Here is a 12,494-nt window from a genome sequence, read left to right as displayed (position 1 = left end):
TGCACATGTTCGATATCCTATTGCGTAGCGTGGCCATCGGTCTTGGAGGCACGGTTCTCATGGATCTCTGGGCCATCCTGTTGTCCGTCCTGCCCGGTCAGCGATGGCCGAACTGGGCGCCGGTCGGACGGTGGTTCTGGCATCTCCGCTCCGGAAAGATCTTCCACGAGGATATCGGCAAGGCCCCACCCTATGAGCATGAACTGGCACTGGGCTGGATCAGCCACTATGCTGTCGGCATCCTCTACGGCATCCTTCTGATCGTCTTCACAGGCCCATCCTGGCTTGCTGCGCCGGCATTTCTGCCGGCCTGGATCCTCGGCATCGCCACGGTGGGCGCGGGCTGGTTCCTGCTGCAGCCCGGTCTCGGGCTCGGCTGGGCGGCTTCGAAACTTCCGAATGCCAACCGGGTGCGCGTGCTCAATCTTGTCAGCCACACGATTTTTGCGGCGGGCATGTTCGGGACGGCGCTTCTCATCCGTTAGGAAGATTTCTCACGGCCGAGATGCTATGGCTTCGTGCACCGCCGTTCGAGGACATGCATTGAAAAAGATAGACGACCTGATCGCCTCCGCCAAAAGCATCCACGACCGCTACCATGCCGGCCGCATGGAGCGCGAAACCGTGCGCGAATGGGCCCTTGGCCTTGGCGAATACCCGCCGCCCTATGCCGCCCCGATGCGCGAGGCTGCGGCCTGGTTCAAGCCGGTGCGCGACATGGAGCCGGACGCGTTGAAAGCCGCCGATATCGAGAAGCTGAAGGCGATTGTCGAGGCGCATCGGCCGGATTTCAAAGCTGAATGAAAAGGCTTGCCCCTTTCGGCGGCGGCTTGTGCAGCAAACGGTTGCGCAGGAAACGAAAAAGGGCCAGTCAGAACGACTGGCCCTTTTCATAGGCGTATCGGAAACGCTGCGATCAGCCGTCGATGTCGTCGAACACTTCGCTTGCCTTTCCGGCGGAAACGCGGCGGATTTCGGCTTCCTCGCGGCGGTTGGCGAAGAGTTCGGTCGCCATCAACTGATCGGCGAGATCGGCCGGCAGCGAGAGGATGACGCGGCGCTCCTCGGTGTGGATGCCACCGAGCGAGGAGCGCTTGGCCGTGATCATGCCGCCGGCCACCGTGTTGTTGGTGTCGGGGTCGATCAGGATGAAAGCGCCGGTAGTGCGGTTCTGCTCATAACTGTCGAACACCGCCTGCTCGTCGAAGGAGAGGTGCACCTTGCCGATGGCGTTCATGGCGAGCGCATCGGCGTAGTGGTTCCACTTGCCGCTCTTCAGGTCCAGCAGGCTGGACGGCTGCACGGTGACGCGCTGGCGGCGCGAGCCGCTCTTCAGCCAGTAGCGCTTGCCGGGCTGGATGCCATCCGGCTGCAGGGCAACGAGCTGCGCATCGAAGGCAAGGCCCGTCTGCGGCTGGCTTTCGAGCGAAACGATCATGTCGCCGCGCGAGACGTCGACCTGACGGTCGAGAACGAGCGTGATAGCGTCGCCCGCGACGGCGGCGTTGCGCACCAGGTCGAAGGTGACGATCTTGGTCACGTTGGCAACCATGCCCGAAGGCAGGATGACGACACTGTCGCCGGGCTTCACCGAACCGCCGGCAACGGTGCCCTGATAGCCGCGAAAACTTTCGCCGGGGCGCGAGACGCGCTGCACCGGCAGGCGGAAGCCGACCGTCTGGGCGGAGCGCACGGTTGCGAGTTCCAGGACCTCGACAAGCGTCGGGCCGTCATACCAGGGCATGGAGGCCTTGCCGTCGTAAACGACGTTCTCGCCCTTCAGCGCCGAAACCGGGATGGCGGTGATCTGGCGAACGCCGAGAGACAGGGCCAGTTCCTTGAATTCATGCGAAATCTGGTCGAAGCGGGCGCGGTCGTAACCGGTGAGGTCGATCTTGTTGACGGCGAGCACGAACTGCTTGATGCCCATCAGCGTCGCGATCGTCGCGTGCCGGCGGGTCTGTTCGAGCAGGCCCGTGCGGGCATCGACGAGCAGCACGGCGAGATCGGCTGTCGAGGCGCCGGTTGCCATGTTGCGGGTATACTGCTCGTGGCCGGGGGTGTCGGCAACGATGAAGGAGCGCTTGTCGGTGGCGAAATAGCGATAGGCGACATCGATGGTGATGCCCTGTTCGCGCTCGGCCTGGAGACCATCGAGCAAGAGCGCGAAATCGGGCAGGCCGAGATCGTTCTGCTTGCCTGAGTCACGGCGCAGGGTCGCTGCCTGGTCTTCCTTGACAGCCTTGGTGTCCCAAAGCAGGCGGCCGATCAGCGTGGACTTGCCGTCGTCGACGCTGCCGCAGGTGATGAGGCGCAGCGGACGCGTGTCGCGCGGCAGGCGCGCGGGCTCGATCGCCGGGAAGGCGGTCACGGTGCCGATGCCTGCCTCGGCGAGTGCGGCCTGTGCGATTGCGGAAACGGTCATCAGAAATATCCTTCGCGCTTCTTCTTTTCCATCGAACCGGACTGGTCGCGGTCGATGGCGCGGCCCTGCCGTTCGGAAACCGTGGCGATTTCCAGTTCGGCAATGACCTCTTCAAGGTTTATGGCCTTAGATGGGATCGCGCCCGTCAGCGGAAAGTCGCCGAGGGTGCGGAATCGGATGGAGCCTTCCTTGCGCATTTCGCCGGGCAGGAGCTCCAGACGCGGGTCTTCGGCCAGGATCATCATGCCGTCGCGTTCGACGTAGGGCCGGTTCTTGGCATAGTAGAGCGGCACCAGCGGAATTTCTTCCACCTGGATGTAGCGCCAGATATCGACTTCCGTCCAGTTCGACAGCGGGAAGGCGCGAACGCTTTCGCCCTTGCGGATCATGCCGTTGTAGACGTTCCAGAGTTCCGGACGCTGGTTACGCGGGTCCCAGCGATGCTCCGGTGTGCGGAACGAGTAGATGCGTTCCTTGGCGCGGCTTGCCTCTTCATCGCGACGGGCGCCGCCGAAAGCGGCATCGAAGCCGCCGGCGTCGAGCGCCTGGCGCAGCCCTTCCGTCTTCATGATGTCGGTGAACAGCGCCGAACCATGCGTGAACGGGGTGACGTTTTCAGCCGCACCGCGCGGATTGATATGCTCGATGAAGTCGAGATCGTACTTCTTCACGGTCTCGTCGCGAAACGCGATCATCTCGGCGAATTTCCAGCCCGTGTTGACATGCAGGAGCGGGAAGGGCACGCGGCCGGGATAGAAGGCCTTGCGCGCCAGGTGCAGCAGCACGGAACTATCCTTGCCGACCGAATAGAGCATCACCGGCTTGTCGAACTCGGCGGCGACTTCGCGGAAGATGTGGATCGCTTCGTTCTCGAGCGCCTTCAGATGCGGATCGAGCGGCGTCTTGGCCGACTGCGGATTGTGGAGTTCCGTTTCCGGAAGGGTATGAGGCATTTCAAGTCTCCGGGGTATCTGTGAGGCAAGCCGCGCGGGTTATCGCGCCCTAATTGCCGGTAAGGGGGCTGCTTGCAAGAGGTGTCGATTGCGGAATGGCCGAGGCGGCGGTCTCCGCTACGTGCAGGCCGCATTCGCGCTTCTCGTCGTTTTCCCACCACCAGCGGCCGGCCCGCTCGGGCTCGCCCGGCTTGATGGCACGGGTGCAGGGTTCGCAGCCGATCGAGGGATAACCGCGGGCATGCAGCGGATTGACCGGGATCGCTTGCCGCGCCACGTGGGCGCGGATCGTCTCGATATCCCAGTCGGCCAGCGGGTTGATCTTGATCAGGCCACGGTCGGGGTCGGCTTCGGCAAACGGCGTATCGGCGCGATTGCCCGACTGGCCGCGACGCAGGCCGGTGATCCAGAAGGCTGTCCCTTCGAGTGCGCGCGCAAGAGGCTTCACCTTGCGCGCGCCACAACAGGCGTGCCTGGCTTCAACGCTGTCGTAGAAGCCGTTCATGCCGTATTTGGCGGCAAAGGCGTCGATGTCGTCCTGCTCGGGGTAGAAGCGCTTGATCAGCAGGCCGTAGGTTTCTTCGGTCTCGTCGATCAACGCGACGGTCTCGCTGAAGAGACGACCGGTCTCGAGCGTCGAGACCTCGATGCCGAGCTTGCTCGTGCCGATCGCGGCGGTGATCACCTGATCCTCGATACCGAGGCTGGTGGTGAAGACCGCTTTGCCCTCGAGGCCGGCGACCAGAGCCAGCCGGCCGGCAAGGTCGAGGCTTTCGAGCTGCTTGTTGAGCGCTGAGGCGCGATTTTCGAGTGACGCGGATGTCATGGGAGGAAATCCTGGTTTTGTTGTCCGGAATATCGCAGCCCTCTATGACAAAAGACAGAAAAACGGATTTCTAAACGCGGCGGATCAGAGCAAATATCTCTCCGAAGCGGAAAATTCTAAGAAAACCTAGTAATTTAATAGATTATTCTCGCATCGCGGCCCGACCGGAGATGGATGCGTCGAAGGCGTGCGCGGCGGCCATGCTCGGTCGCGGCATCTTCCATTCAAAAATCGGTGATCTTCCCTTTCCCTTTCCCTTTTCATCGCCAGCGCCAGTTTTGCCGCAATCGCCTGTCGCAAGGAGGAGACATGAGATGGATGGAACATTTCTCGCGCGCGTTTTTGCGGGCGGCCTGATCGCGATGATGTTTGCCGCCAGCGCCTATGCCCATCACGGCTGGTCCTGGGCGGAGGCCGACCAGATCGAGCTCAAAGGCACGATCCGCGAAATCTCGATGGCGCCGCCGCATCCGACGCTGCATGTCGCCACGGAAACGGACGGCGTCTGGCTGGTCGAACTGGGCAACCCGGGGCGGACCGAACAATCGGGCTTCGTCGAGGGGATAGCCAAGATAGGCGACCCGATCGTCGCCCTGGGCAATCGCTCGCTCGATCCCAAGGAAAAGAGAATGAAAGCGGTGCGGATCACGGTGTCGGGCAAGGTCTATGACATCTATCCGGAGCGGATACGGACGAATTGATGAGCGGGCCGGATCTGCTGCAATGGCTGGCGGGGTGGCCGGGCGCGGTGTTCCTGCGCCGCTCCAGTGTCGCCTATCTGTTTGTGAATGCCGCGCATATCCTCGGCATCGGGCTGATCCTCGGCGCTATCTTACCGCTTGACCTGCGGCTGATGGGCCTCGTGCGCTCGCCGCCCGTCGCAGCGGTCGGACCTTTCCTGTCGCGTGCGGCGGCCTGCGGCGTCATGCTTGCCGTTCTTTCCGGTTTTTGGCTCTTTACCGTGCGCCCGGTCGCCTACATCGCCAATCAGGCCTTTCTCATCAAGATCATGCTGCTCGCCGCCGCCATCGCCAATTTCGGCTTCCTGCATATGAGCGGTGCGTGGCATGCCGTCGCATCCGGCGCACCCGTAGGCGGTGTCGTCCGGCTCTGTGCCTTCCTGTCCTTTTCCCTCTGGCTCGCCGCGCTGCTTGCTGGCCGCTGGATCGGCTTCTTGTGAGCAATGCCCGCACGTCATATTAACTTTCGTCGGTTGAATGTCTTTCATTCCCGGGCTATCATGCATCGCAATTGCAACGCATGGAGCATCCCATGAAAACTGCCACCATTCCCTCGTTGCGTGTCGATCCGGAATTGCGCGCCGCCGCCGAAAGCGTGCTGAAAGAGGGAGAGACGCTCTCCGCCTTCGTCGAAAACTCGCTGCGGTCGCAGATTCACTATCGCAGGACACAGGCGGAGTTTATTGCGCGGGGTCTGAGGGCGCGCGAGGAGGCGAAGCGCACGGGAGTGTACTACAGTTCTGAAGATGTCTTGGCTCATCTGGAAGCTAAGATTGCTGCGGCCAAGGCGAAACCTGACAAATGAGCTTTCGCCTGCAGTTCACCCGGGAAGCGTTGGATGACCTTGATCGACACTATGACTATCTTCTGCCTTTAGACATAGCACTTGCCGAGCGCGCCACCTTGGCAATTCGCAAGGCGGTTGCAGCGCTTGCTGATTTTCCGTTTTCTGCTCGCAAGCCGGACCCGGACAATTCTTTTCTGCGGGAATTACTGATTCCATTCGGATCATCGGGGTATGTCGCTCTCTTCGAAATAGACGAGAGCGACACTGTGACCATCCTCGCCGTCCGTCACCAGCGCGAGGATGATTACCACTGAGCCGCCGCTACCGGTCGCTCACCGCCCAGCGCGGATTGACCCACGGTTCCTGGTTCGAACGCGCCAGCATGCCCTTGCCGAGAATGTGGTCGGCGGCTTTCTCACCGGTCATGATCGAGGGCGCGTTGAGGTTGCCGTAGGTGACGTGCGGGAAGATCGAACTGTCGGCGACGCGCAGACCATCGACGCCGATGACGCGGGTTTCCGGGTCGACCACGGCCATCGGATCGTTGCGCGAGCCCATCTTGCAGGTGCCGCAGGGGTGGTAGGCGCTTTCCAGATGCTCACGCAGGAAGTCGTCGATCTGCTCGTCGCTCTGGATCGCTTCGCCCGGCTGGATCTCCGGCCCGCGATAGTGGTCGAAAGCCTTCTGACCAAAGATCTCGCGGGTAAGCCGCACGCAATGGCGGAATTTCTCCCAGTCTTCCGGATGGCTCATATAGTTGAAGCGGATGACCGGATCGGCCATCGGATCGGAGGAGCGCAGGGTGACATTGCCGCGCGATTTCGACAGGTTGTAGCCGACATGCGCCTGGAAGCCGTGCGTGTTGGCGGCCGCCTTGCCGTCATAGCTGATGGCAACGGGCAGGAAGTGATACTGGATATCCGGCTGCTTGACGCCGGGCGCCGAGCGCAGGAAGGCACAGGCCTCGAACTGGTTGGAGATGCCGAGACCCTGCTTGAGGAGCAGCCACTGCGCGCCCGCAACGCCCTGCCAGAACCAGGGCAGCCAGGAATAGAGCGAGACCGGCTTGGTCGAGACCTGCTGGAAATAGAACTCCATGTGGTCCTGCAGGTTGGCGCCGACGCCCGGCCGGTCGACCTTCACCTCGATGCCCATGTCCCGCAGATGCTGGGCAGGACCGATGCCGGAGAGCATCAGCAGCTTCGGCGAGTTGAAGGAGGAGGCTGAGACGATCACCTCGCGGTTGGCCTTCATCACTTCGATCCGGCCAGCCCGCTCGATCTCGACGCCGGTGGCGCGGCCGTTTTCGATGACGATCTTGCGGGCGAAGCAGCGGACGAGCTCAACGTTCGGCCGCTTCATCGCCGGTTTCAGATAGGCGTTGGCAGCCGACCAGCGGCGCCCCTGCCAGACGGTCTGCTCCATATGACCGAAGCCTTCCTGCTTGGAACCGTTATAGTCGTCCGTCAGCTCGAAGCCAGCCTGCTTGCCGGCCTCGATGAAGGCGTGAAACAGCGGGTTCTTTACCGGCCCGCGCTTGACATGCAGCGGGCCGTCGGTGCCGCGCCAGCCAGCCTCACCGCCCTGGGAGGTCTCCTGCCGCTTGAAATAGGGCAGCACGTCGGCATAGGCCCAGCCCTGCGCGCCAAGCTCCTCCCAGCGGTTGTAGTCTTCCGCATGGCCGCGCACATAGACCAGCCCGTTGATCGAGGACGAGCCGCCGATCACCTTGCCGCGGGGGGCGGTGATGCGCCGGTTGTTGAGGTTCGGCTCAGGCTCGGAGAGATAGCCCCAGTTGTAGCGCTTCATGCTCATCGGCCAGGCGAGGGCCGCCGGCATCTGGATGAACGGCCCGAAATCCGAGCCGCCATATTCCAGCACCATGACAGTGTTCCTCCCATCCTCGGAGAGGCGGTAGGCGAGGGCGGAGCCGGCGGAGCCCGAGCCGATGATGATGTAGTCTGCCTGTTGCATGACGTGTTCCCAGTTCAAAAAGATTGCCCCTCACCCTAGCCCTCTCCCCGCAAGCGGGGAGAGGGGACGACCGAGGTTGCGGCATGTCCCTTCTCTCCGTTTACGGGGAGAAGGTGGCCGACAGGCCGGATGAGGGGCCTTGTTCACCCTACCGGTCGGACCGCAGGTCCGGGGTGGGGTGATGCTCTGAGCAAAATAGTGGATCACCCCCACCCGCAGCTTCGCTGCGACTTCCACTCAAGGGAGAGGTAAAGGTCAATACGGCGACTCGACCTTGCCCATCGCCACATAAACACTCTTCAGCTCGGTATAGTGGTTCAGCGCCGCCAGCGAGTTCTCCCGCCCGAAACCGGATTGCTTCGAGCCGCCGAACGGCATTTCGACCGGTGCCAGATTATAGGTGTTGATCCACAGCGTGCCAGCTTCCAGCTGATCGACGACGCGGTGCGCGCGGGTGAGGTCGCTCGTGAACACGCCGGCCGAAAGGCCGAACTCGGTGCCGTTGGCGCGGGCGATCACCTCGTCCTCACGTTCGAAGTCGAGCACGCACATCACCGGACCGAAGATTTCCTCGCGGGCAATGGTCATCTCGTCGGTGACGTCGGCAAACACCGTCGGCTGGATATAGGTGCCTTGCGCCGAGACCGAATTCGGAATGCCGCCGCCGGTCACCAGCGTCGCACCCTCCGCCTTGCCCTTCTCGACATAGGAAAAGACCTTGTCGAGCTGGGCGCGCGACACCATCGGACCGAGCTGCGTCGCCTCGTCCATCGGATCGCCGATGATGATCTTCTCGGTGCGTTCCTTGAGGCGCGACAGGAACTTGTCCTTGATGCCCTTCTGCACGAAGACGCGGGTGCCGTTGGAGCAGACCTGGCCGGTCGAGTAGAAATTGCCGAGCATCGCTCCGCCGATCGCGCTTTCGAGATCGGCATCCTCGAAAATGATCAGCGGCGACTTGCCGCCGAGTTCCATGGTGACGTGCTTCAATTGCGCGGCAGCAGCACCCGCCACCTTGCGGCCCGTCTCGACCGAGCCCGTCAGCGACACCTTGGCAACGTCTTTGTGGTTGACGAGCAGCGGCCCCGTCGTCCGGTCGCCCTGTATGACGTTGTAGAGACCCTTCGGCAGGCCGGCCTCAAACAGGATCTCGGCGATCTTCAACGCGCCGAGCGGGGTATTTTCTGACGGCTTGAACACCATGGCGTTGCCGGCAACGAGCGCCGGCGCACCCTTCCAACAGGCGATCTGCTGCGGATAGTTCCAGGCGCCGATGCCGACGCAAACGCCGAGCGGCACGCGCTTGGTGAAGGCAAAATCGCCTCCAAGCGGAATATAGTCGCCGTTCAGCGCCGCCGCCGCGACGCCACCGAAGAATTCGAAGGCGTCGGCGCCGGAGGTCGGATCGGCGACGATGGTTTCCTGGATCGGTTTGCCGGTGTCGAGCGTCTCGAGCTCCGAGAGTTCGCGGTTGCGCTCGCGCATGATCCCGGCCGCGCGCGTGAGGATGCGGCCGCGCGCTGTCGGGCTCATTGCCGCCCATTCGCCCTGGGCGCGCTTGGCCGCAGCAATTGCCTTTTCGACGATGGCGGGCGTTGCCGCATGCAGGCGGGCGATGACTTCGCCGGTCGCCGGATAGATGCTGTCGAATGGCGTGCCCGCGGTGTCCTCGACATATTCGCCGTCGATGAAGTGGGAGGCTGGCGGTTGGGCTTTCATCTTATTCCCCTCGCGGAAAGCGTTTGGATTCTTCGAGATTATCGAGATTCATGTGGTTGCGCATGTAGCGTTCGGACGCCTTTTGCAGTGGCTGGTGGTCCCACGGATAGTAAGCGCCGTTGCGCAAAGCCTCATAAACCACCCAGCGCCGCGCCTGGCTTTCGCGGACGGCCGCATCGAAGGCGTCCATGTCCCAGCGCGCCTCGCGCATCTGCCGGAAGGCGTCGAGCGTCGTCTTGACCACCGGATCGATGGGATCCCTGGCGAGATTGGTGAGTTCCAGCGGATCGGCATCGAGGTCGAAAAGCTGGTCCGGATCGAGCGTGCAATGGACATATTTCCATTTACCCTCGCGGATTGAGACGAGCGGCGCATAGGAGCCTTCCGCGGCATATTCCATCAGGACCGGCGCGGTGCGCTCGGCGCCGTTGATAACGGGCACGAGGCTCTCGCCGTCCGTCCAGGGCATGATCTCGTCCATCGAAATGCCGGCGAGGTCACAGAGCGTCGGGGTGACATCGAGATTGGAGACCGGTGCCAGATGCAGGCCGGGGGTAATGCCGGGGCCGGCGATCATCAACGGCACGCGAGCCGAGCCTTCGAAGAAATTCATCTTGAACCACAAGCCGCGTTCGCCGAGCATGTCGCCATGGTCCGAGCAGAACAGGATCAGCGTGTCATCCAGCATCCGCGTCCGGGTCAGCGTGTCGACCAGTTCGCCGACCTTCTCGTCGAGATAGGATAAATTGGCGAAATAGGCCTGGCGCGAAAGGCGGATGTTTTCCTCCGTCAGGGCGAAGCTCTCGTAGTCGCAGGCGAGCATCAGGCGCTGCGAATGCGGATCCTGTTCGGCAAAGGAAATCGCGCCAAGCTCGGGCGTGAGGTACTCGCAGCTCTCGTGGAGATCCCAGAATTTGCGGCGCGCCACATAGGGGTCGTGCGGATGGGTGAACGAAACGGTCACCGCCCAGGGGCGCCGGTTCGCATCGTCCTGTTCGCGCGAAAGCTGATAGAGCTTCTGGTTGGCGAGGAAGGCGACCTCGTCGTCATACTCCATCTGGTTGGTGATTTCGGCGACGCCGGCGCCGGTGACGGAGCCGAGATTGTGATACCACCAGTCGATCCGCTCGCCCGGCTTGCGATAATCCGGCGTCCAGCCGAAATCGGCCGGGTAAATGTCGGTCGTCAGCCGTTCCTCGAAGCCGTGCAGCTGGTCCGGGCCAACGAAATGCATCTTGCCGGACAGCGCCGTGTAATAGCCGGCGCGGCGCAGGTGATGCGCAAAGGTCGGGATCGAGGAGGCGTATTCGGCCGCGTTGTCATAGACCTGCGTGCGGCTCGGCAATTGCCCGGCCATGAAGGAGGCACGGGCGGGGGCGCAGAGCGGTGAGGAAGTGTAGTTGTTGCGAAAACGGGCCGAGCGGGCGGCGAGCGCCTTCAAATGCGGCGCTACCAGGAACTCCGCCGGGCCGTCCGGAAAGAACTTTCCGTTCAGCTGGTCGACCATGATGATCAGGATGTTCGGCCGGCGAGCAGTCATGCAGCATATCCTTGCCAAGCAAGTGCGTTCAGGTTGAGCGTGATATAATCGTCGGTCAGCGCGATCGAGGCGTCCGCCGTCACCGGCGAGGAACCGAGCGCGCGGCGAATATAGAGCCCGTCGATCATCGCTGCCGTACCCTCGGCGACGCGCACGGCATCATCCGCGTCACAAAGCGCTTTTAGGTTGGCGACGAGATTGGAGCGCAGCCGGCGGGCATAGATGACAAGGAAACGCCGGGTTTCATCCGAGCACTGGGCTTCGGAATAGAAGGCGAGCCAGGCGGCGATCGTTTCCGGCGCGAACTGGTCGGCCTGGAAGCTGACGCGCACGATGGCCGAAAGCCGTTCGCGAGCGGTTTTGGCCGCCGTGAGCGCCGTCACCGCATCGTCGCGCAACTGCCTTAAGAGCGAGCGGATGGTTTCGATCAGCAGCTGCTCCTTGCTGCCGAAATAGTGATGCGCAAGTGCTGCCGAAACCCCGGCGTTGCGGGCAATGTCGGACATCGTCACCGACAGCGTGCCCTGATCGCCGATCACGCGAAGTGCGGCGTCCACCAGCGCCTTGCGGCGCACCGGTTCCATCCCGATTTTCGGCATTTTCGATCCCTCTAATGAAGGCAGTGTATTTTTGATTGATCCATCAATCAATAAAAATATTCCAAATCTTTCCTTTGATTTCATCGTAGAGTGAATTTCTATTCACACTCGAAGATTGTCCATAGGGAATTGGAGGTTGCGTCATGACCCAGGCATTCGATCCCGCCGGAAAACCCAGCGACAAATGGGGATGGTTCGTGGCGCTCGGCGTGCTGATGATCATGGGCGGCGGGATCGCCTTCGGCAACGTGCTTGCTGCCACCGTCGCCTCCGTCTACACCGTCGGCATCGTCATGCTGGCAGGCGGCCTGCTGCATCTTGCCCATGCCTCCCGCGTCAGGGGATGGGAGCGGCTGGCGTATTGGAGCCTGAGCGGCGCATGCTACACCGCAGCCGGCATTTTCGCCGTTCTCAATCCACTCCTGGCGTCCGCTATCCTGACCTTGCTGATGGCGGTCGCGCTGATGATTGCCGGTGCCTTCCGCATCTGGTCCGCCTACAACCTGCGGCCTCTCAAAGGCTGGGGCTGGATTGCCCTTGGCGGCGTGGTCACAGCACTTGCGGGCCTCGTCATCGCCGCCCGTTGGCCGGTCGACAGCCTGTGGATCCTCGGCCTGTTCCTCGCCATCGACCTGGTGATGCAGGGCCTTGCGCTGATCGCCTTCGGCGTTCTCGCCAAGGGCTGATGCCCCCAAGCAGGCTGATCAAAAGCCGTTGAACAGCGGCTACGTAGTCAATAATTTCCTCTCCAGTTTAAACGCAATGAACAGTGCAAGCCCAAACGTGGATGACATAACCCAAGCGGTTATGGCGAGCTCAATGTAGCCTGGGTCAACAATAAATCTGTTCGCATAGTAATTGAAGATTGTGTGCCCGATGGTTCCTGTAATCAGAGATGCGATCGCGCATGCCGAATTTTTATAATAAAGAC

General features: G+C 62.1%; 14 protein-coding genes. 7 read left to right on the top strand and 7 right to left on the bottom strand.

Going from position 1 to position 12,494, the window contains the following annotated elements:
* Positions 1 to 5 precede the first annotated feature (5 nt).
* The gene (locus ACSQ2Z_RS16685; RefSeq protein WP_436082211.1) at positions 6 to 485 is read left to right on the top strand and encodes a DUF2938 domain-containing protein; all 480 of its coding nucleotides are present in this window, start codon (positions 6 to 8) and stop codon (positions 483 to 485) included.
* Between the two features lie 58 nt (positions 486 to 543).
* Positions 544 to 804 carry a hypothetical protein gene (locus ACSQ2Z_RS16680; protein WP_436082210.1) on the top strand — a complete coding sequence of 87 codons (261 nt, stop codon included), beginning with the start codon at positions 544 to 546 and terminating at the stop codon, positions 802 to 804.
* 112 nt (positions 805 to 916) lie between these two features.
* Here the strand turns inward: ACSQ2Z_RS16680 and cysN are convergent, their stop codons facing one another.
* Genes cysN through ACSQ2Z_RS16665 form a run of 3 tightly spaced genes read right to left on the bottom strand, consistent with a single transcriptional unit; the run spans position 917 to position 4,204 of the window.
* Positions 917 to 2,425, bottom strand: a complete 1,509-nt coding sequence (gene cysN, locus ACSQ2Z_RS16675) for a sulfate adenylyltransferase subunit CysN (RefSeq protein ID WP_436082209.1) — start codon at positions 2,423 to 2,425, stop codon at positions 917 to 919.
* Positions 2,425 to 3,378 carry a sulfate adenylyltransferase subunit CysD gene (gene cysD / locus ACSQ2Z_RS16670; RefSeq protein WP_436082208.1) on the bottom strand — a complete coding sequence of 318 codons (954 nt, stop codon included), beginning with the start codon at positions 3,376 to 3,378 and terminating at the stop codon, positions 2,425 to 2,427. The genes cysN and cysD overlap by 1 nt, the downstream gene beginning before the upstream one ends.
* A gap of 49 nt (positions 3,379 to 3,427) precedes the next feature.
* Positions 3,428 to 4,204 carry a phosphoadenylyl-sulfate reductase gene (locus ACSQ2Z_RS16665; protein ID WP_436082207.1) on the bottom strand — a complete coding sequence of 259 codons (777 nt, stop codon included), beginning with the start codon at positions 4,202 to 4,204 and terminating at the stop codon, positions 3,428 to 3,430.
* A gap of 362 nt (positions 4,205 to 4,566) precedes the next feature.
* Between ACSQ2Z_RS16665 and ACSQ2Z_RS16660 the strand changes: the two genes are divergently transcribed.
* The 4 genes from ACSQ2Z_RS16660 (at position 4,567) to ACSQ2Z_RS16645 (ending at position 6,045) form a co-directional block, all read left to right on the top strand.
* Positions 4,567 to 4,905 carry a DUF6152 family protein gene (locus ACSQ2Z_RS16660; protein ID WP_436083108.1) on the top strand — a complete coding sequence of 113 codons (339 nt, stop codon included), beginning with the start codon at positions 4,567 to 4,569 and terminating at the stop codon, positions 4,903 to 4,905.
* A complete protein-coding gene (locus tag ACSQ2Z_RS16655; RefSeq protein WP_436082206.1) occupies positions 4,905 to 5,384 on the top strand; it encodes a DUF2214 domain-containing protein in 480 nt (159 codons plus the stop codon). Before ACSQ2Z_RS16660 ends, ACSQ2Z_RS16655 begins: the two co-directional genes overlap by 1 nt.
* Before the next feature lie 92 nt (positions 5,385 to 5,476).
* Positions 5,477 to 5,749 (top strand): YlcI/YnfO family protein, encoded by a 273-nt coding sequence (locus ACSQ2Z_RS16650; RefSeq protein ID WP_436082205.1) that lies wholly within the window; start codon positions 5,477 to 5,479, stop codon positions 5,747 to 5,749.
* Positions 5,746 to 6,045: a type II toxin-antitoxin system RelE/ParE family toxin gene (locus ACSQ2Z_RS16645; protein WP_436082204.1), complete on the top strand. Its 300-nt coding sequence runs from the start codon at positions 5,746 to 5,748 to the stop codon at positions 6,043 to 6,045. Before ACSQ2Z_RS16650 ends, ACSQ2Z_RS16645 begins: the two co-directional genes overlap by 4 nt.
* Before the next feature lie 7 nt (positions 6,046 to 6,052).
* On the opposite strand, the gene betA is transcribed toward ACSQ2Z_RS16645, so the two are convergent.
* From betA to betI, 4 genes are all read right to left on the bottom strand, one after another.
* Entirely contained in the window at positions 6,053 to 7,705 is a 1,653-nt protein-coding gene (betA, locus tag ACSQ2Z_RS16640; RefSeq protein ID WP_436082203.1) for a choline dehydrogenase, read from the bottom strand.
* Between the two features lie 255 nt (positions 7,706 to 7,960).
* Positions 7,961 to 9,424, bottom strand: a complete 1,464-nt coding sequence (gene betB, locus ACSQ2Z_RS16635; RefSeq protein ID WP_436082202.1) for a betaine-aldehyde dehydrogenase — start codon at positions 9,422 to 9,424, stop codon at positions 7,961 to 7,963.
* 1 nt (position 9,425) lies between these two features.
* The gene (betC, locus tag ACSQ2Z_RS16630) at positions 9,426 to 10,964 is read right to left on the bottom strand and encodes a choline-sulfatase (protein ID WP_436082201.1); all 1,539 of its coding nucleotides are present in this window, start codon (positions 10,962 to 10,964) and stop codon (positions 9,426 to 9,428) included.
* A complete protein-coding gene (betI, locus tag ACSQ2Z_RS16625; protein WP_436082200.1) occupies positions 10,961 to 11,563 on the bottom strand; it encodes a transcriptional regulator BetI in 603 nt (200 codons plus the stop codon). The genes betC and betI overlap by 4 nt, the downstream gene beginning before the upstream one ends.
* Positions 11,564 to 11,706: 143 nt before the next feature.
* On the opposite strand from betI, the gene ACSQ2Z_RS16620 reads away from it, so the two are divergent.
* The gene (locus ACSQ2Z_RS16620; RefSeq protein ID WP_436082199.1) at positions 11,707 to 12,249 is read left to right on the top strand and encodes an HdeD family acid-resistance protein; all 543 of its coding nucleotides are present in this window, start codon (positions 11,707 to 11,709) and stop codon (positions 12,247 to 12,249) included.
* The last annotated feature ends 245 nt before the right edge of the window (positions 12,250 to 12,494 follow it).

The sequence above is a fragment of the Pararhizobium sp. LjRoot235 genome, from assembly GCF_964254145.1.
Taxonomy (GTDB): Bacteria; Pseudomonadota; Alphaproteobacteria; order Rhizobiales; family Rhizobiaceae; genus Pararhizobium.
Note: the sequence above shows the minus strand (reverse complement) of the source record. Positions and strands in the feature narration are given on the sequence as shown.

Excerpts from the sequence above, each read along its gene's own strand:
- ACSQ2Z_RS16685 (WP_436082211.1), top strand. The coding sequence starts at position 6 with ATGTTCGATATCCTATTGCGTAGCGTGGCCATCGGTCTTGGAGGCACG.
- cysN (WP_436082209.1), bottom strand. The coding sequence starts at position 2,425 with ATGACCGTTTCCGCAATCGCACAGGCCGCACTCGCCGAGGCAGGCATC.
- cysD (WP_436082208.1), bottom strand. The coding sequence starts at position 3,378 with ATGCCTCATACCCTTCCGGAAACGGAACTCCACAATCCGCAGTCGGCC.
- ACSQ2Z_RS16665 (WP_436082207.1), bottom strand. The coding sequence starts at position 4,204 with ATGACATCCGCGTCACTCGAAAATCGCGCCTCAGCGCTCAACAAGCAG.
- ACSQ2Z_RS16660 (WP_436083108.1), top strand. The coding sequence starts at position 4,567 with ATGATGTTTGCCGCCAGCGCCTATGCCCATCACGGCTGGTCCTGGGCG.
- ACSQ2Z_RS16655 (WP_436082206.1), top strand. The coding sequence starts at position 4,905 with ATGAGCGGGCCGGATCTGCTGCAATGGCTGGCGGGGTGGCCGGGCGCG.
- ACSQ2Z_RS16650 (WP_436082205.1), top strand. The coding sequence starts at position 5,477 with ATGAAAACTGCCACCATTCCCTCGTTGCGTGTCGATCCGGAATTGCGC.
- ACSQ2Z_RS16645 (WP_436082204.1), top strand. The coding sequence starts at position 5,746 with ATGAGCTTTCGCCTGCAGTTCACCCGGGAAGCGTTGGATGACCTTGAT.
- betA (WP_436082203.1), bottom strand. The coding sequence starts at position 7,705 with ATGCAACAGGCAGACTACATCATCATCGGCTCGGGCTCCGCCGGCTCC.
- betB (WP_436082202.1), bottom strand. The coding sequence starts at position 9,424 with ATGAAAGCCCAACCGCCAGCCTCCCACTTCATCGACGGCGAATATGTC.
- betC (WP_436082201.1), bottom strand. The coding sequence starts at position 10,964 with ATGACTGCTCGCCGGCCGAACATCCTGATCATCATGGTCGACCAGCTG.
- betI (WP_436082200.1), bottom strand. The coding sequence starts at position 11,563 with ATGCCGAAAATCGGGATGGAACCGGTGCGCCGCAAGGCGCTGGTGGAC.
- ACSQ2Z_RS16620 (WP_436082199.1), top strand. The coding sequence starts at position 11,707 with ATGACCCAGGCATTCGATCCCGCCGGAAAACCCAGCGACAAATGGGGA.